A 15,814-nucleotide genomic window follows, 5' to 3' on the forward strand; every position below is an offset into this window, starting at 1 on the left:
ACACGAAGGCAAATCGGGGTGTAGCGCAGTCTGGTAGCGCACCTGCTTTGGGAGCAGGGGGTCGTCAGTTCGAATCTGACCTCCCCGACCAGCCTTTCCCGCCACCGGAGAGAAGTGACATGCCCGTCCGCATCTACAAGCCAGCCCGCAACGCCATGCAGTCCGGCAAGGGCAAGTCTGATCACTGGGTTCTGGAGCACGAGGCGGCAGCTCCCCGTACGGTGGACCCGCTGATGGGCTGGACCTCGTCGAACGACATGCGCCAGCAAGTGAAGCTCACCTTTGACTCAAAGGAAGAGGCAATCGCTTACTGCGAGCGCGAGGGCCTCGCCTACACCGTGATGCCGGAGGCGCCGGCGGGCCGCCTCGTCAAGAAATCCTATTCCGACAATTTCAAGTTCGGCCGTTCGGTGAACTGGACGCACTGACACCATGAACAAGCCGACGTTCCGCCAGAAGCTCCGCTCCGAACTCGAGACGAAGCCGGAGGAACGCAAACTCGGCTCCGGCTGGCTCTCCGGCCTGCTCGCCTTCCTTTTCAGCGTGGCCGCGCTGTTCCTGAGCCTGTGCCGCGCCTTTCCCGGCGTCTTCATCATGCCGGAATTGCGGCCCATCTTCGATCACCCGTGGTTCAGCTTGGGGCTGATGGCGGTGATGGTGGCCGGCTTCGCGCTGGCGCTGCTGAACCTCGTGCTCAGGCCCAACCGCATCCTCGGGCTGACCGCCATCGGGCTGACGCTGATCGCCGGCTTCATCGCCCAGTTCGGCAGCGTCGAGACGAGCCGCGAAGGCCTGTTCTTCGGGCTCGATTTCTTCGTGCTGAACGTGGTGCTGACCGGCCTGCTGTTCGTTCCCATCGAGCGGGCCTTTCCCCTGAAGCGCGAGCAGCGCCTGTTCCGCACCGAATGGCGCGAAGACCTGTTCTACTACTTCGTCTCCTCGATGATGGTGCAGGTGCTGACATATCTTGCCATGGCGCCCGCCAACGCCATCAACGCGGCGAATGCCTGGGAAGGCTTCCGCGCCGCCGTCTTCGCCCTGCCGATGGTGGTGCAGGTGGTGCTGATCATGTTCTTCACCGACTTCGTGCAATACTGGCTGCACCGCGCCTTCCACCGCGTGCCGGCCCTCTGGCGCTTCCATGCCGTCCACCACTCGGCCAAATCCATGGACTGGATCGCCGGCGCCCGCATGCATTTCCTCGAGGTGATCGTGCTGCGGGGGGTGACGGCGATCCCCATGTTCACGCTGGGGTTCAACCCGCTGGCGATCCAGATCTACCTGCTGATCGTCTATTTCTATTCCGCCTTCATCCACGCCAATGTGGGCTGGAACCTGAAGGCCGCCGAGCCATACGTTGCCACGCCCCGCTTCCATCACTGGCACCACGGCGAGGAGCGCGAAGCCATCGACGTGAACTTCGCCATCCATTTCCCGCTGTTCGACCGGCTCTTCGGCACCCACCACATGCCGGAAACCCGCTGGCCCAAGGCCTATGGCATCAAGGGCCATCCGGTGCCTCTTGGGTATTGGAAGCAGTTCCTCTACCCATTCAAGAGATGATCGGCTAAACCCCGGTCTCGGCAAGACTCCGTAGCTCAGCTGGACTAGAGCAAATGCCTTCTAAGCATTAGGTCGTTGGTTCGAATCCAACCGGGGTCGCCATTTTTGATTCGGTGAAAGGTGCAATGGCAGATACTCGAACGAGATATGTACCTCCCTCTATCAGCGAGTTAGCTTTTAATTGTCCGCATTGTGGAGCGCTTGCTAAGCAGTTTTGGTTCACCACCAATGCATTGAAAATGGAGTCAAGTCAGGCGCCCGTAGTTTTTACGGAGGAGTTTCTGAAGACTATCCCTTTTGAAGACTTCACGGATGTGAATGTACGCGAGCACTATAGGAACTGGGCCAAGCGCAAAGCCCTTGGGCATCCGTTTTTAGGTGATGATGTCGATCGGCGTAGTCGCGAGATCAGTAATTTCAATGTTTCGGAATGCTTCAATTGTCACCAGATTTCATTGTGGCTCTACAATAAACTACTTTGGCCACAGCATGGCGAAGCGCCATTGCCCAGTTCTGATCTCCCTGAAAACATCAAGAGAGACTATGACGAAGCAAGTGTAATCCTGAATGCATCCCCGAGAGGAGCAGCCGCGCTGCTTCGGCTATGTGTGCAGAAGTTATGCAAAGAGCTCGGTGAAAAGGGCAAAAACATTGATGAAGATATAGCAGCTCTTGTGAAGAAGGGTCTCGACATTCGGGTGCAAAGAGCACTCGATGTTGTTCGAGTTGTAGGAAACAATGCTGTTCATCCCGGTCAAATAGATCTGAGTGACGACAGAGCTACGGCGGAAGAGCTTTTTAAGCTGGTAAATCTTATTGTTGAAATCATGATCAGCCAGCCGAAGCACATTGAAGAGATGTTCGCTAGATTGCCAGAAACCGCGCTGAAAGCCATAGAACGAAGAGATGGAGGCTAAGATCTGTTCTCAGATTTGAGAGCTAGATCGGCACAAACACTCCACACACAACCCTTCCGCCTTCTCCGCAGTCTCTGCCTCTGCATAGCACCTGAGTTCCGGGGCGTTGCCGGAGGGGCGGAGATGCACGATGTCGCCGTTTTCGAAACTGGCGCGGAAGCCGTCGGTGGTGTCGATGTTCACGAGCTTGCCGGAGTGCGGGGCCATCAGTTTTGCGGCGGCGGCGTGATCACCGGCCAGCCTTGCGATCAGCGCGCGGCTTTGCTCGGTGGCGAAATCCTTGATGCGGTCGCTGTGGGTGAAGCGCGGGGGGAGCGTGGATAGCAGTTTCGAGACGCTCCCCACTGACCTTGCCGCCGCGAGCACCAGCAGCATGGGGAGCAGGGCATCGCGCGTCGGCAGGGCCTTGATCGTGCGGCCATCGATTGTCACATCGCTGCCGAGCAGGAAGCCGCCATTGGCTTCGTAGCCGACGACGGGCTCAACAGTTGCTTGCCCCATTCCTGCCAGCACATAGGGCGATCCGATCCGTGTACGGATGATATGCGGGAAGGCGCCGCATTTCTCCAGTGCCGTGTTGCTGTTGACGGGCGTCACCACCGTCTTCGCGCCCACCGCCTTTGCCGCGAGGATGCCCAGCACGTCGCCGCGCAGCCATTGGCCACGCTCGTCGGAAACGAGTGGACGGTCGGCATCGCCATCGGTCGAGATGATGGCGTCGAAGCCGTGTTCCGCCGACCAGTCGCGCCCGAGCTTGCGGTCTTCCGGGGTGAGGGATTCGGTATCGATGGGAACGAAGGTGTCCGTGCGGCCAAGGCCTGTTGTTCCGGCACCCAGCGCGCGGAAAATGGCGTGCATGAGATCGCGCGCCACGCCCGAATGCTCGTAGATGCCGATCCGCAATCCCGCCAGCGCATCATCCGCAAGGGCGCCGGTGCAGCGGGCGGTATAAACCTCAACGGCGCGCGGGTCCGCCTCGGGCAGGGGCTTCAGCACGAGGGGGGAGAGTGGCGCCTCCGCCGCCATCATCGCCTGCTCGTCGGCTTTGGTGATCTCGCCCTCGGCGCGGTAGAACTTGATGCCGTTGCGGTCGAAGGGGATGTGGCTACCCGTCACCATGATGGCGGGAAGGCCCATCTGCGTGGCGGCATAGGCCAATGCCGGTGTCGGCAGCACGCCTGCGAAGATGACGGAATGCCCCGCCGCTTCGGCCGCCGCGATGACGGCCCGCGCGATGCCGGGGCTGCTGGGGCGAAGATCGTGGCCCAGAAGCACCGTGCCGCGCTTGATGCCCGGAAGCTTCAGGAACCCTTGCGTGAGGCTCAAGCAAACCTCCGGCGTGAAGCCCGTCACCAACCCGCGCGCCCCGCTGGTGCCGAAGGCGACGCCGCTTCGCGCCGTGATCTCTGCAACTTTCAGGCTCATTGGTGATTCCATCCTGGGGTTCCCGCCTCTATAATCTGTCATCGCCCTCAGGGGTGCAAACGCTTGTGCCCCGAAACAAATCTGACCGCCATGCATGAGGACCAATGCCGCACGATACGCCGCTGATCGCCACCATCGCCATTGGCCTGGCACTCGCTTTCGTTCTGGGCCTTCTGGCACAGCGCATGCGGCTGCCGCCGATCGTCGGCTATCTGCTGGCGGGGATCGTGGTCGGCCCCTTCACGCCTGGCTATGTGGCGGACCAGGAACTGGCCACCGAACTCGCTGAAATCGGCGTCATCCTGCTGATGTTCGGCGTCGGCCTGCATTTTTCGCTGAAGGATCTGCTCTCGGTGCGGGCCATCGCCATTCCGGGCGCCATCGGACAGATCGCGGTGGCAACGCTCCTTGGCACGGGGCTGGGCTGGGCCATGGGATGGCCCTGGGGGGCGGGCGTGGTGTTCGGACTATGCCTTTCGGTGGCCAGCACCGTGGTGCTGCTGCGTGCCCTGCAGGAAAGGCGGCTGGTCGAAACCGAGCGTGGGCGAATCGCCGTCGGCTGGCTGATCGTCGAAGACCTGGTGATGGTGCTGACGCTCGTGCTGTTGCCGCCGCTGGCGGGCTTTCTGGGCGGCACAGCGCCGGCGACCACCGGAAACCTCGGGCTTGTGCTGGCGCTCGGCATCGGCCCGATCTGGACGACGCTGCTGCTGACGGGCGTGAAAGTCGGCATCTTCGTGGCGCTGATGCTGATCGTCGGCCGCCGTATCATCCCGTGGGTGCTGCACTACGTGGCCCATACCGGCTCGCGCGAACTGTTCCGCCTTGCGGTTCTGGCGATTGCGCTGGGCGTTGCCTATGGCTCTGCCAGCCTGTTCGGCGTGTCCTTCGCGCTCGGCGCCTTCTTCGCGGGCATGGTGCTGGCGGAATCGCAATTGAGCACCCAGGCCGCCAAGGAAACCCTGCCGCTGCGCGATGCCTTCGCAGTGCTGTTCTTCGTCTCCGTTGGCATGCTGCTCGACCCGGCCGTGCTGCTGAGCGCGCCGCTGGCGGTTCTCGCTACCTTCTTCATCATCGTGCTGGGAAAATCCGCCGCTGCCTATCTGATCGTCCGCGCCTTCGGCCACAGCCGCGACGTGGCGCTGACGATTTCGGCAAGCCTCGCGCAGATCGGCGAATTCTCCTTCATCCTCGTGGTGCTGGGCGGCAGCTTGCAGATCGTGCCGGATGCCGCGCGGGATCTCGTCGTGGCCGGCGCCATCCTCTCGATCCTCCTCAATCCGCTGCTGTTCCTGGCGCTTGGCCGCGTCACGGCTGCCGAGGCGCCTGCGGCGGTGCCCGACCAGCCGCCGCCCCAACGCGGGCGCGACGAGAAGCCGACGGTTCTCAGCGATCATGTGATTCTCGTGGGGCATGGCCGGGTCGGCTCGCGCGTCGGCGCGGAGCTGAGTGCCAGGCGAATGCCGTTTCTGGTGGTCGAGGCCGACGAAGACCTGGTGACCGGCCTGCGCGAAAAGGGGATCGAGATATATGCCGGGCCCTGCGGCGAACCGGCCCTTCTGGAGCGGCTGAACCTCGGCGAGGCGAAGTGGCTGATCACCGCCATTCCGGATGCCTTCGAGGCGGGTCACATCATCGAGGCGGCACGCATTGCCAATCCGGCGATCGGGATCATCGCACGCGCGCATTCGAACGAGGCGGTCCAATATCTCCGGTCGCTCGGCGCCGGGCATGTGCTGATGGGCGAGGATGAAATCGCCGATGGCATGCTGCAGCGGCTGACGGCACAGACCGGCGGGGCTTCTCCTTCCGCATGAGCCGTCTCCCGGCATGCAAGACGGGCACGGCGATCATCCGTTTTGGCTAATTGCCGATGGCATTGCGGAGGATTAGATTCTTTGCCAGCGACGGCGAACCGGCAACTTGATGGAGATGAAGATGCCAGCAAGCGTGAAACAGATGATGGAAGCCGCCAACGCAGTGGTGCCGCGCATCTCGCCCGCCGAGGCGAAGGACCTGATGGTTTCGGGAGATGTTCTGGTGCTCGACGTGCGAGATTCTCCGGAAGTGGAAAGCAGCGGCAAGGTGCAGGGCGCGGTGCATGTCTCCCGCGGCATGCTGGAGTTCAGGGCAGACCCTGAGTCACCCTATCACGACAAGCGGTTCGACAAGTCGAAAACCGTTCTCGTTTATTGCGCTTCCGGCGGCCGCTCGGCCTTGAGCGGCAAGACGCTGAAGGATCTGGGCTACCAGAAGGTTCTGAACCTCGGCGCCTTCAAGGACTGGGCGGAGAGCGGCGGCGAGATCGAACGGCCGATCGAACCCGGCATGTGAAGCGCTGGCGCCGCTGCTACTGGAGGAAGTCCCCGCATTTCGGTGCGGGAAGATTTCCCCACGGCATGATGGGCACCGTCGACGTCGAGTTCTGCGGGCTGCCCTCGATCAGCTTGTCGGTATAGGCGAGATAGACCAGCACATTGCGCTTCGGATCGCAGCCGCGCACGATCTGCATCTTCTTGAAGAACAGCGAGCGGCGCTGGCGGAAAATCTGCTCGCCCTGTTCGAACTTGGCGCTGATCGTCACCGGCCCCGTCTGGCGGCAGGCAAGCGAGGTTTCGGAACGCTCCTCGGCAAAGCCCGCCCAGCCGCTCCAGCCGCCGATTTCGGGCACCGTAAAATAGCAGGAAACGCCGGTGACCGTGGGATCGTCGATCACATAGGTCGCGAGCTTCGCATCGGGCGAGAGCATGCGCCAAACGGTCGTCTTCTTGAAGATCAACTCGGGATCGTCGCTCGCCTGCGCCAGTGCCACGCCCGCCGATAACAGCAGCGCCGCGCCGAATGCCAAAATCGACTTCATCACCATCCCTCCGGAAAATCCTTCAGGGCCTCAGGTAATCATGATCGATGAAAGATCAATGCCGGATCAGGCATCCGCCTTCATCTTGAAGTTTAAGAGGCCCTCGTGGAAATCCGTCGGCCTGTCGCGGAAGGCATAGACCAGCAGTTCGAAATCGCCCCTTCCCTTGCGTTGCACGCAATACTTGAAGCCGGCTGCGAAAAGGGCGCGCGTGAGCGACGCATGCGTGAAGCCGGTCTTGTGGGCATAGAAATCGACGCCCGAACGCTCGATCTGCTTGCCAAAGCCGTAGAGCACGTCGCGCACCAGGATCGGGCCGGCGCCCGACTGGTAGAGCACGCTCTCGATATCGAGGTTCTTCGCGACATAGGCCTTCATGACGAGGTCGAGATCGGGAACACGGATTTCGGCAAACCCGTCGGGGCGCAGCACATGCAGAAAGCCTGACAGCACCTTTGGCACGTCATGCGCGAAGAAGTGCTCGAGGTTGTGCGAGCAGTAGATCGCATCGAACTGCGCGGCGGAAAGGCTCTTCATGGCGCGCGCATCGCAGACGATGTCGGGCTTGCCCACAGGATCGATATCGAGCAGCAGATGTTCGAAGCCCGCATAGTATTGCGGAATGCGGATCTCCTTGTTGTTGCCCCCGACATTGAGAACCTTGCGCTGCGTGGTCATGCTGATTGGAGTCCTTTGAATCCGTCCGTCAGGTCAGTGATGAGATCGTCCGGGCTTTCAAGCCCGATGTGAAAGCGAAGGCACGGGCCCGGCGCCGTCCACGCCGTTGCGGTGCGCAGCGGCTTGAAGGGTATGCACAGGCTCTCGAAACCGCCCCAGCTGTAGCCCATGCCGAACAGCGCAAGCCGGTCGAGAAAGGAATCGACGGCATCGTCCGCGCATGGTTTCAGCACCACCGAGAACAGGCCCGATGCGCCTTTGAAATCGCGCTTCCAGATATCGTGTCCCGGCGCATTGCTGAGCGCCGGGTAAAGCACGGTTTCAACCTCGTCGCGCGAGCGCAGCCATTCGGCAACCGCGATCGCATTCTTCATGTGGCGCTCGAGGCGCACATCGAGCGTATGGATGCCGCGGAGCGTCAGGTACATGTCGTCAGGCCCGGCGAACTGGCCCATGCTTTCGTAGGCGTCTTTAAACTGCTCCCACGTCGCGGCGTTGCAGGTGACGGTGCCCATCATCGCATCCGAATGGCCGACGAGATATTTCGTCGCCGCCTGGACCGAGACGTCGGCCCCATGCTCGAAGGCCTTGAAGAAATGGCCAGCACCCCAGGTGTTGTCGACCATCACGATGGCGCCCGCCTGGTGCGCGGCTTGCGCGATCGACGGCATGTCCTGCACCTCCATCGTTTGCGAACCGGGCGTTTCGCAATAGACGACGCGGGTGTTGGGCCGGATGAGCGAGGCGATGCCGCGGCCGATCATCGGGTCGTAGTAGGTCGTCTCGATGCCGAGGCCCTTCAGCAGCCCATCGCAGAACTGGCGGGCGGGAAAATAGACTGTATCGACCATCAGCAGGTGATCGCCGGATTTCAGAAAGGCGAGGAGGGCGGTCGAGATCGCCGCCATGCCGGACGGCAGCATCTTGGCATTGTGCCCGCCCTCGACGAGGGCCACGGCCTCCTCGACGGCGCGCGATGTGGGCGTGCCCCGCCTTCCGTAAACATAGGTCTGCGACCGGTCGTGCAGCGACTTTGCCGTGGGAAACAGCACGGTCGACCCGTGATAGACGGCAGGGTTGACGAAGCCATGCTCGCCATAGTCGCGGCCCGCCGCCACGAGCTTCGTCTGCGGGGAGAGGGTGGAGAGATCGGGTTTTGATTTCGACATGTTCTGCGCCATTGACTAACAAGAGCGGTAGCATGAGGCAAGCACAGGGGGAAGGTGTCTGACGGCATGACGGTTATTGTGGCGGGAGCGGGAATCGGCGGGCTTGTGGCGGGGTTGAGCCTCGCCCAGGCGAGCGTGGACGTCAGGATTTTCGAGGCGGTGCGGAAGATCGAGCCGGTGGGCGTTGGCATCAACATCCTGCCCCATGCGGTGCGTGAACTCTTCGAACTGGGCCTTGAGAAGCAATTGCTGGCGGCCGGCGTGCAGACGGCGGCGCTGGCTTATTTCAGCAAGCGCGGACAGGAGATCTGGCGCGAGCCACGGGGCCGTGCGGCGGGATACAACTGGCCGCAGATTTCGATCAACCGGGGCACACTGCAGCAAATCCTTCTCGATGCCGCCATGGAGCGGCTGGGGCCAGAGCGCATCGCCACCGGCCATCAACTGGTAGACTGGCGCGAGACGGGCGGCATCGAGGCCACATTCCTGCGCCGGGAAGACAACGAGAGGGTCAAGGTCAGCGGGAACTTGCTGATTGGTGCCGATGGCATCAACTCCACAGTGCGGGCGAAGCTCTATTCTGACGAAGGACCACCGATCTGGAACGGCGCCGTGCTGTGGCGGGGCGTGACGCGGGGCAGGGCCATCCTCGACAACCGCAGCATGATCATGGCGGGCCACGAGTTCCAGAAGTTCGTGTGCTACCCGATTGCGCCGCAGCAGGCGGGCGAACCGGTGATCAACTGGATCGCCGAACTGAAATTCGAGCCCGGCCACGTCTGGCGGCGCGAGGACTGGAACCGGAAGGGCGACTTTGCGGACTTTCTGCCACAGTTCGAGAGCTGGCGCTTTGGCTGGCTGGATGTGCCGGAACTGGTGCACGCTTCCGGCGGCTGCTTCGAATACCCGATGGTCGACCGCGACCCGCTGCCGAAATGGACCCATGGCCGGGCAACGCTTCTGGGCGATGCAGCCCACGCCATGTATCCGATCGGCTCCAATGGCGCGTCGCAGGCAATCCTCGATGCGCGGGTGCTGGCGCGAGAGATCAGGGCGCGCGGAGAGGTTCCTGAGGCACTGGAAGCCTATGAGACGGAACGCCGCCCTGCTACTTCGGCCATCGTGCTTGCCAATCGCCGCAACGGGCCGGAGCAGGTGATGCAGCTCGTCGAGGAGCGCGCACCCCAGGGCTTCGCGAGGATCGGCGATGTGTTGGCACGGGAGGAGCTCGAAGACGTCGCCGCCTCCTACAAGAAGGTAGCGGGCTTCACTATTGCAGAATTGAACGCCAGACCGCCGATCCTCGGCAGCACTTAATCGACCCTGAAGAACGCGAGGTTCACCCTGTCGCCGCTTGCGTGAGCCAGAAGCGTTCCGACGAACACGCTGCGGCAAAGCCAGTCCAGCGGGCCGGTGGCGACTTCAAAGCGTGGAATTGTGCGGCCGCCATAGCTGCCGTCGCCGTTGGGATGCGCGAAGCCTGAATTGATGATGGAGACCAGATGACCCTCATTTGTCTGGATCGTGTAACGCGCCCAGACTTCGGCAATGCCGTCGGGCCTTGTCAGGCACCAGTCCGCACCGCCGGGAAGGACTGTGCCTTGCAGCAGCGGGCCATCGACACTGCCGCCGGTGATGGGAATGACCTCGCGAATCCCTGCCTCCGCAGCCCCGATGACAAGCGGCCGGGCGATGAAAACTTCAAGCTGGGCAACGGGGGTCAGGGAGGGAATCACAATGTTCTCGCAACAGCTGTTGGAATTGTCCGCAGATTGGCCCACAATCCGGCGACGTCAACTGCTGGAATGGCTCGTCAATGTCCCCTCTGGGCGCCCTCATCCTCCGCGCCATGCGGGCAGGCTCGATCGCCGCCGCAGGCTTCGTGGTCCTCGTCATCTTCATCGAGGTGTGGAAACGCTGGAGGTTCGGCGGCTTCGGCGGCATGAGCACGCCGGATCTGACCTTCATGGGCGTGCTGGTGGTGATGCTGATCGGCTTCCTGTGGCTGGCCCGCTCGATCACCCGCGAGATCGCAAAACACGGACCGCGGCAATAATCGCCTTCAGGGCTTCAGCGTGAAGCCGGCATTCTTGTCCACAAAGGCCAGCCAGTTGGAGGACGATGGCATCTCGCGTCCGTCGACGGTGATCTGAACCGTATAGTCGCGGCCATATTTACCGATCCGGGCGCACACGGTCTTGCCAGTGATTTCCCTCAAGCTGGCTGCCAGGATTTTCCTGTACTTCATTGTTTTTTCTTCCGAAACGGGCATTCCGGCTTCCTCGAAAATCGCCGTCATGGCATAGTCCTGGGTGATCAAGGAGCAATTCCTGTCGCCCTTGATGGTGGCGGGCCATCTGGTCGTGATGACGGCGCCCGGCACCGCGGCCTCGTTATAGAAGCGCGCGCTGCCGATGACGTTGTCGCCATCCTTCCACTGGTAAGCGGTCATGCCCTGGCAGGTCTTGTTGTCGAGGTCGGCGGCGAAGCATTCGATCATGCCGGCCTTGGCGGGTTCCCAGGCACTGTCCTCCGCCCGTGCGCAATCCGATGCAGCGAGGCTCAGTGCGGCGGCGGCGGCGATGCGAAACATGGCGGGCTCCATCCTGATGAGATCGGACCATAGGGGATTGAGGCTTCCCAATGGTTAACGAAAGACGAAAGCCTTTACGCAATGCTTGAACCGGCGTGCCCGAGTGAGTACCAAGGCGCCAGATTGACAGGTGACCGAGATGATGGAATCCGCAAAGCGCGTGGCCGACAAGAAGGACTGGATCAAGGGAGCGACCGGCGATTGGGAAATCGTGCTGGGGCTCGAGGTTCATGCCCAGGTGCTGTCGAAATCGAAGCTGTTTTCAGGTGCCTCCGCCGAATTTGGCGGCGAGCCCAACGATCATGTCTCGCTGGTCGATGCGGCGATGCCGGGAATGCTGCCGGTGATCAACGAATTCTGCGTCGAGCAGGCGGTGCGGACGGGGCTTGGCCTCAAGGCCCAAATCAACGCGTACTCGGTGTTTGACCGGAAGAACTATTTCTACCCGGACCTGCCGCAGGGCTACCAGATTTCGCAGTACAAGCAGCCGGTGGTGGGGGAAGGCTCGGTCCACGTCGATGTCGATGGCAAGTCGATCGAGGTCGGCATCGAGCGCCTGCATCTGGAACAGGACGCCGGAAAATCACTGCACGACCAGCACCCCTCCATGAGCTTCGTGGACCTCAACCGTTCCGGCTGCGCGCTGATGGAAATCGTCTCGAAGCCGGACATGCGCTCGGCCGACGAGGCCAAGGCCTATGTGACCAAGCTCCGCCAGATCATGCGCTATCTGGGCACCTGCGACGGCAACATGGAGCAGGGCTCGCTCCGCGCCGACGTCAACGTCTCGGTTCGCAGGCCGGGGGCCGAGTTCGGCACCCGCTGCGAGATCAAGAACGTGAACTCGATCCGCTTCATGGGGCAGGCGATCGAATACGAGGCGCGCCGCCAGATCGGCATTCTGGAGGATGGCGGCAAGATCGACCAGGAAACCCGGCTTTTCGACGCCAGGAAGGGCGAAACCCGCTCCATGCGCTCGAAGGAAGAAGCACATGATTACCGCTATTTCCCCGATCCGGATCTTTTGCCGCTGGAACTGGAGGAGGCCTGGATCGGCGGCATCAAGGCGACGCTCCCCGAACTTCCTGATGAGAAGATCGCCCGCTTCATGAAGGACTATGGGCTTTCCGCCTACGACGCGCTGGTGCTGACCTCGGAGCGCGCCTCCGCCGATTTCTTCGAGCAGGCGGCAAAGGGCAGGGACGGGAAGCTGACCGCCAACTGGGTGATCAACGAACTCTTCGGCCGCCTGAACAAGGAGGGAAAGACCGTCGAGACGACGCCGGTTTCAGCCGAGCAGATCGGCGGCATCGTCGACCTGATCGTCAGTGGCACGATTTCCGGCAAGATCGCCAAGGACCTGTTCGAAATCGTCTGGACCGAGGGCGGCAACCCCGCTGAGATCGTGGAATCGCGCGGCCTCAAGCAGGTGACCGATACCGGAGCGATTTCCAAGGCGGTGGACGACATTATCGCCGGCAACCCCGACAAGGTGGAGCAGGTGAAGGCCAAGCCCACCATGCTCGGCTGGTTCGTGGGGCAGGTGATGAAATCGACCGGCGGCAAGGCAAACCCGCAGGCGGTGAGCGATCTGCTGAAAGAAAAACTGGGGATATGATGACTGCGGTGCCTGACGCCCGAGGCCGGGCACCGCGCATGGCAGGCGTGCGTACCAGATAAAAAGACTGTTGTATTTCAATATCTTAAGAGTTTACCTTGAATGAACAGTTGAAGTCCGAAGACTGGCCGGAGAAACTTGCAGCACCTTCACAGGCTTGGAATTCACTGAGATTCTTCAAGAATTTAGTTTCGATTTTCCTTTCTCCTGGTTCTCGGTTATAGTCCGTACCCTGAGTTTTTGTTGGCGTACACGGGGGCCGGGAGGGGAACTATCATGGCAAAGACAGCCAAGAAGGCTGCGAAGAAGGCGGCTGCCAAAAAGGCCGCGAAGCCGTTGCAGAAGAAGGCACCGGTAAAGGCAAAACCGGTTGCCAAAAAGCCGGCGCCCGCGCCCAAGAAGGCCGCGCCGCCAGCGAAGAAGTCCACACCGTCATCAGGCGGTGGCGACAGGCAGCGCTTCACGCTTTACGGCATCCTGGGGTCCGGCCCCACCTATACGGTCGGCCTGATGCTCACCCTCTGCAAGCATCCGTTCTCTTATATTCACGTGAACCTGCGCGAGGGCCAGCACAAGATGCCGGACTACCTCGTCAAGAATCGCTACGGCCAGGTTCCGGCGCTGCGCGACGGGCAGACCTATTTCGTCCAGTCGGCGGCAATTCTGGAACATCTGGCGGAATCGCTGAAGAAGTTCGACGGCAAGACGGCGGTCGAGAAGAACCGCATCCGCGAATGGCTGTTCTGGCAGTGGGACAAGCTGGCGATTCCCATCTTCCGGCTCAGGGCACGCTCGCGCGGGCTTCGCCAGTTCGGCGATGAGGTGCGCGTCATGTACGACACCGAATCCAAAGCGGCACTTGCGGGCCTCGAGCATGAACTGGCCAGAAACGAGTGGATCGCCGCCAAGAAGCCGACCATTGCCGACATCGGCATCTACGGCGTGCTGCGCTATGCGGCGGAGGCCAACATCGACCTCACGCCCTATCCGAGTGTCGCTGCCTGGAAGAAACGCTTTGAGGCCCTTCCGGGCTTTGGTACACCCGAACAGATTCTGCCGATGGAGAGCAGACTCCTGTAATCGCAACCGGGGCCTCAGTTGACGAAAACGGCTGACAACACAACGCTTCAGCCGGAAACCGGGCCGCCGCGGAAGCGCAAGCCGACCGGCAGGCTCGAGTGCCAGCTCGGCCTGATGCTGGGCCTCGCTGGATTGATCGGCTCGCGGCTGGGCCAGCTGTGGATCGCCTTCGACGTCTTTTCGCAGTTCACGCTGCAGTTCGGCGTCATCACGCTGGCCTTCCTCATTGGCCTGCTCATGCGGCGCGCCAAGCTGCTGACGGCCTTTCTGATCATCGTGCTGGGTCTCATCGGCATCGGGGCCTGGCCCCACGTGGCAAGCCAGGCGCCGCTGACCTTTGCATCGGCGCCGGCAGGCGCCAACGCCCGCGACTTGAAAGTCGCGACGTTCAACACGCTTTATGTCAGTGGCCAGGCCGATGCGGTGCAGGCCGAAATCCTGCGGATCGATGCCGACATCATCACGCTACTGGAGATGGGCCCCAACAAGCGCCGCATTCTCGAAGCGGTAAAGGACCGCTACCCGCATCAGGCGGATTGCTATGGAATCGACTATTGCAACCTGGTGATCCTGTCCAAGTTTCCGATCGCCGAAAGCGACGCCGCCGCGCTGTGGGATGGCCCGCCCTATATTCGCGCCAGACTGGGGCCGGAAGCCGGAAACCTCACGGTGTTCGGCGTTCATACGATCCGCTTTCCGCATTCGCGCGCCCAGTACCGGCAGGTCGTGGAACTCTCGAAGCTGATCGAAAGGCTGCCGGGCAGAAAGCTCGTGATGGGCGACTTCAACGCTACGCCCTTCTCGCGCATCATCGAGGCCGTCGAGAACCGCTCGAACCTTGTCCGGCTCACCAATCTGCCAAGCTGGCCGAGCCATGCCGGACTGCCGCAGATCGCGATCGACCACATCTTCGTATCGCCCGGCATCAAGGCGACGCAGAGCCAGCAGATCGGCGAACCCGCCGGCTCCGACCATTATCCCGTCATGCTCCGCATTGCGGTGCCGTTATCCCCGTGATTTGCCCATCGCGGTGAACGAGCGGTGAACGGAACCTCGCAAATTGCTGGCATTCACGCCCGCAAGTCCTTGATTTGACTCGAACTACGATCGGGGTAACGAAGCGCTCATCCTGTCTCTGCACGCGCCTTTAAGCCTGCCGCTTAACGCGCCATTCCGAAAGGCCGGACAATATGAGCCCATGTTCACGAGACACATAAGTGCAGTGAACATCCGGCGGACCTTCAAGGTGGGACTTGAAACCCGGCGGCAACCAGGGAAATTGAAAGGGACGTCAAATGGCTCGTATATCGATGGGGGAACCCGGATTTGCTGAAATCACGCCGAACGCAGCGACGGCGGACATCCTGTTCGAACTCGGCATGATGTATTGCATCGGCCGCGATGTGCTTCAGGACTATGTGACCGCGCACAAGTGGTTCAACCTGGCCGCGCTGAAGGGCAGCGAGGATGCCCGCCACTATCGCCGTGAACTGGCTCTTGAAATGACCCCGGCGCAGGTTGCCGAGGCACAGCGTCAGGCCCGGGCCTGGATGACCCTGCACTGATCCGGTGCAGATACGCCCGGACGCGAGGGCTCAGTAGTCGATGAACTCGCTGCCGCCGGAAAGTTCCTGGTCGTTCTTGAACCGGTCAAGCTGGCTGGAGAAGACCTTGGCGCGCCGCTGGCGGTTGTAAATCTCGGCTTCGTAGATGTCGACCGCGGAATTCAGCTTGTCCTGCTCGCTGTTGAACTCCGGCAATACCGAGTCGTCCGGCGAATAGCTGTGGCCAAGCGGGATGTAATTCTCGTAGGCAACGGCCTGCGTAGGGGCAATGGCCACGGCGGCGAGCAGCAAAATCGATGTAAATCGCATGGCGAACTCCAATTGCCTGGAATTATAGAGGCACAAT

18 protein-coding genes and 2 tRNA genes are annotated in these 15,814 nt (G+C 61.6%); 13 read left to right on the forward strand and 7 right to left on the reverse strand.

The genetic code is table 11. From position 1 onward, the window contains the following. Positions 1 to 14 precede the first annotated feature (14 nt). The 5 genes from Q0C17_RS12740 (at position 15) to Q0C17_RS12760 (ending at position 2,480) form a co-directional block, all read left to right on the forward strand. A tRNA-Pro gene (locus Q0C17_RS12740) sits at positions 15 to 91 on the forward strand. A 28-nt stretch (positions 92 to 119) separates the two neighbouring features. Then, a complete protein-coding gene (locus Q0C17_RS12745) occupies positions 120 to 428 on the forward strand; it encodes an ETC complex I subunit (RefSeq protein WP_291206899.1) in 309 nt (102 codons plus the stop codon). A gap of 4 nt (positions 429 to 432) precedes the next feature. Further along, positions 433 to 1,563, forward strand: coding sequence for a sterol desaturase family protein (locus Q0C17_RS12750; RefSeq protein WP_291206902.1), 1,131 nt, complete (start codon positions 433 to 435; stop codon positions 1,561 to 1,563). A 24-nt stretch (positions 1,564 to 1,587) separates the two neighbouring features. Beyond that, positions 1,588 to 1,665 (forward strand) — tRNA-Arg (locus Q0C17_RS12755). A 23-nt stretch (positions 1,666 to 1,688) separates the two neighbouring features. Further along, entirely contained in the window at positions 1,689 to 2,480 is a 792-nt protein-coding gene (locus Q0C17_RS12760) for a DUF4145 domain-containing protein (RefSeq protein WP_291206905.1), read from the forward strand. 9 nt (positions 2,481 to 2,489) lie between these two features. On the opposite strand, the gene Q0C17_RS12765 is transcribed toward Q0C17_RS12760, so the two are convergent. Next, positions 2,490 to 3,905, reverse strand: a complete 1,416-nt coding sequence (locus Q0C17_RS12765) for a phosphomannomutase (protein WP_291206908.1) — start codon at positions 3,903 to 3,905, stop codon at positions 2,490 to 2,492. A 104-nt stretch (positions 3,906 to 4,009) separates the two neighbouring features. On the opposite strand from Q0C17_RS12765, the gene ybaL reads away from it, so the two are divergent. After that, positions 4,010 to 5,722 carry a YbaL family putative K(+) efflux transporter gene (gene ybaL, locus Q0C17_RS12770; protein WP_291206911.1) on the forward strand — a complete coding sequence of 571 codons (1,713 nt, stop codon included), beginning with the start codon at positions 4,010 to 4,012 and terminating at the stop codon, positions 5,720 to 5,722. A gap of 121 nt (positions 5,723 to 5,843) precedes the next feature. Continuing rightward, a complete protein-coding gene (locus Q0C17_RS12775) occupies positions 5,844 to 6,239 on the forward strand; it encodes a rhodanese-like domain-containing protein (RefSeq protein WP_291206913.1) in 396 nt (131 codons plus the stop codon). 16 nt (positions 6,240 to 6,255) lie between these two features. Here Q0C17_RS12775 and Q0C17_RS12780 read toward each other — a convergent pair whose 3' ends face one another. The 3 genes from Q0C17_RS12780 to metC form a co-directional block, all read right to left on the reverse strand. Continuing rightward, complete coding sequence (locus tag Q0C17_RS12780) at positions 6,256 to 6,765, reverse strand: CreA family protein (RefSeq protein WP_291206916.1); 510 nt, start codon at positions 6,763 to 6,765, stop codon at positions 6,256 to 6,258. A 66-nt stretch (positions 6,766 to 6,831) separates the two neighbouring features. Beyond that, the gene (locus Q0C17_RS12785; RefSeq protein ID WP_291206919.1) at positions 6,832 to 7,443 is read right to left on the reverse strand and encodes a methyltransferase domain-containing protein; all 612 of its coding nucleotides are present in this window, start codon (positions 7,441 to 7,443) and stop codon (positions 6,832 to 6,834) included. Continuing rightward, positions 7,440 to 8,612, reverse strand: coding sequence for a cystathionine beta-lyase (metC, locus tag Q0C17_RS12790; RefSeq protein ID WP_291206922.1), 1,173 nt, complete (start codon positions 8,610 to 8,612; stop codon positions 7,440 to 7,442). The genes Q0C17_RS12785 and metC overlap by 4 nt, the downstream gene beginning before the upstream one ends. 66 nt (positions 8,613 to 8,678) lie before the next feature. Here metC and Q0C17_RS12795 point away from each other — a divergent pair, with 66 nt between their 5' ends. Beyond that, positions 8,679 to 9,929 (forward strand): flavin-dependent oxidoreductase, encoded by a 1,251-nt coding sequence (locus tag Q0C17_RS12795; protein ID WP_291206925.1) that lies wholly within the window; start codon positions 8,679 to 8,681, stop codon positions 9,927 to 9,929. On the opposite strand, the gene Q0C17_RS12800 is transcribed toward Q0C17_RS12795, so the two are convergent. After that, positions 9,926 to 10,348 (reverse strand): DUF3237 domain-containing protein, encoded by a 423-nt coding sequence (locus Q0C17_RS12800; RefSeq protein ID WP_291206928.1) that lies wholly within the window; start codon positions 10,346 to 10,348, stop codon positions 9,926 to 9,928. The two genes, Q0C17_RS12795 and Q0C17_RS12800, sit on opposite strands and share 4 nt — an antisense overlap. 80 nt (positions 10,349 to 10,428) lie before the next feature. Here Q0C17_RS12800 and Q0C17_RS12805 point away from each other — a divergent pair, with 80 nt between their 5' ends. Further along, the gene (locus Q0C17_RS12805; RefSeq protein ID WP_291206931.1) at positions 10,429 to 10,668 is read left to right on the forward strand and encodes a hypothetical protein; all 240 of its coding nucleotides are present in this window, start codon (positions 10,429 to 10,431) and stop codon (positions 10,666 to 10,668) included. A 6-nt stretch (positions 10,669 to 10,674) separates the two neighbouring features. On the opposite strand, the gene Q0C17_RS12810 is transcribed toward Q0C17_RS12805, so the two are convergent. Next, on the reverse strand, positions 10,675 to 11,205 hold the full coding sequence (locus Q0C17_RS12810) for a hypothetical protein (protein WP_291206934.1): 531 nt from the start codon (positions 11,203 to 11,205) through the stop codon (positions 10,675 to 10,677). Between the two features lie 139 nt (positions 11,206 to 11,344). On the opposite strand from Q0C17_RS12810, the gene gatB reads away from it, so the two are divergent. From gatB to Q0C17_RS12830, 4 genes are all read left to right on the forward strand, one after another. Next, complete coding sequence (gatB, locus tag Q0C17_RS12815) at positions 11,345 to 12,823, forward strand: Asp-tRNA(Asn)/Glu-tRNA(Gln) amidotransferase subunit GatB (protein WP_291206937.1); 1,479 nt, start codon at positions 11,345 to 11,347, stop codon at positions 12,821 to 12,823. Between the two features lie 276 nt (positions 12,824 to 13,099). Beyond that, positions 13,100 to 13,903, forward strand: a complete 804-nt coding sequence (locus Q0C17_RS12820) for a glutathione S-transferase family protein (protein WP_291206940.1) — start codon at positions 13,100 to 13,102, stop codon at positions 13,901 to 13,903. An 18-nt stretch (positions 13,904 to 13,921) separates the two neighbouring features. Next, positions 13,922 to 14,920: an endonuclease/exonuclease/phosphatase family protein gene (locus Q0C17_RS12825; protein WP_291206943.1), complete on the forward strand. Its 999-nt coding sequence runs from the start codon at positions 13,922 to 13,924 to the stop codon at positions 14,918 to 14,920. 278 nt (positions 14,921 to 15,198) lie between these two features. Further along, positions 15,199 to 15,468 carry a hypothetical protein gene (locus Q0C17_RS12830; RefSeq protein ID WP_291206946.1) on the forward strand — a complete coding sequence of 90 codons (270 nt, stop codon included), beginning with the start codon at positions 15,199 to 15,201 and terminating at the stop codon, positions 15,466 to 15,468. A 30-nt stretch (positions 15,469 to 15,498) separates the two neighbouring features. Here Q0C17_RS12830 and Q0C17_RS12835 read toward each other — a convergent pair whose 3' ends face one another. Then, the gene (locus tag Q0C17_RS12835; protein ID WP_291206949.1) at positions 15,499 to 15,777 is read right to left on the reverse strand and encodes a hypothetical protein; all 279 of its coding nucleotides are present in this window, start codon (positions 15,775 to 15,777) and stop codon (positions 15,499 to 15,501) included. Positions 15,778 to 15,814: the final 37 nt, after the last annotated feature.

The organism is Hyphomonas sp., assembly GCF_022844445.1.
Classification (GTDB): domain Bacteria; phylum Pseudomonadota; class Alphaproteobacteria; order Caulobacterales; family Hyphomonadaceae; genus Hyphomonas.

Excerpts from the sequence above, each read along its gene's own strand:
- gatB (WP_291206937.1), top strand. The coding sequence starts at position 11,345 with ATGATGGAATCCGCAAAGCGCGTGGCCGACAAGAAGGACTGGATCAAG.
- Q0C17_RS12785 (WP_291206919.1), bottom strand. The coding sequence starts at position 7,443 with ATGACCACGCAGCGCAAGGTTCTCAATGTCGGGGGCAACAACAAGGAG.
- Q0C17_RS12745 (WP_291206899.1), top strand. The coding sequence starts at position 120 with ATGCCCGTCCGCATCTACAAGCCAGCCCGCAACGCCATGCAGTCCGGC.
- Q0C17_RS12750 (WP_291206902.1), top strand. The coding sequence starts at position 433 with ATGAACAAGCCGACGTTCCGCCAGAAGCTCCGCTCCGAACTCGAGACG.
- Q0C17_RS12810 (WP_291206934.1), bottom strand. The coding sequence starts at position 11,205 with ATGTTTCGCATCGCCGCCGCCGCCGCACTGAGCCTCGCTGCATCGGAT.
- Q0C17_RS12820 (WP_291206940.1), top strand. The coding sequence starts at position 13,100 with ATGGCAAAGACAGCCAAGAAGGCTGCGAAGAAGGCGGCTGCCAAAAAG.
- metC (WP_291206922.1), bottom strand. The coding sequence starts at position 8,612 with ATGTCGAAATCAAAACCCGATCTCTCCACCCTCTCCCCGCAGACGAAG.
- Q0C17_RS12765 (WP_291206908.1), bottom strand. The coding sequence starts at position 3,905 with ATGAGCCTGAAAGTTGCAGAGATCACGGCGCGAAGCGGCGTCGCCTTC.
- Q0C17_RS12795 (WP_291206925.1), top strand. The coding sequence starts at position 8,679 with ATGACGGTTATTGTGGCGGGAGCGGGAATCGGCGGGCTTGTGGCGGGG.
- Q0C17_RS12760 (WP_291206905.1), top strand. The coding sequence starts at position 1,689 with ATGGCAGATACTCGAACGAGATATGTACCTCCCTCTATCAGCGAGTTA.
- ybaL (WP_291206911.1), top strand. The coding sequence starts at position 4,010 with ATGCCGCACGATACGCCGCTGATCGCCACCATCGCCATTGGCCTGGCA.
- Q0C17_RS12835 (WP_291206949.1), bottom strand. The coding sequence starts at position 15,777 with ATGCGATTTACATCGATTTTGCTGCTCGCCGCCGTGGCCATTGCCCCT.
- Q0C17_RS12830 (WP_291206946.1), top strand. The coding sequence starts at position 15,199 with ATGGCTCGTATATCGATGGGGGAACCCGGATTTGCTGAAATCACGCCG.
- Q0C17_RS12805 (WP_291206931.1), top strand. The coding sequence starts at position 10,429 with ATGTCCCCTCTGGGCGCCCTCATCCTCCGCGCCATGCGGGCAGGCTCG.
- Q0C17_RS12780 (WP_291206916.1), bottom strand. The coding sequence starts at position 6,765 with ATGAAGTCGATTTTGGCATTCGGCGCGGCGCTGCTGTTATCGGCGGGC.
- Q0C17_RS12775 (WP_291206913.1), top strand. The coding sequence starts at position 5,844 with ATGCCAGCAAGCGTGAAACAGATGATGGAAGCCGCCAACGCAGTGGTG.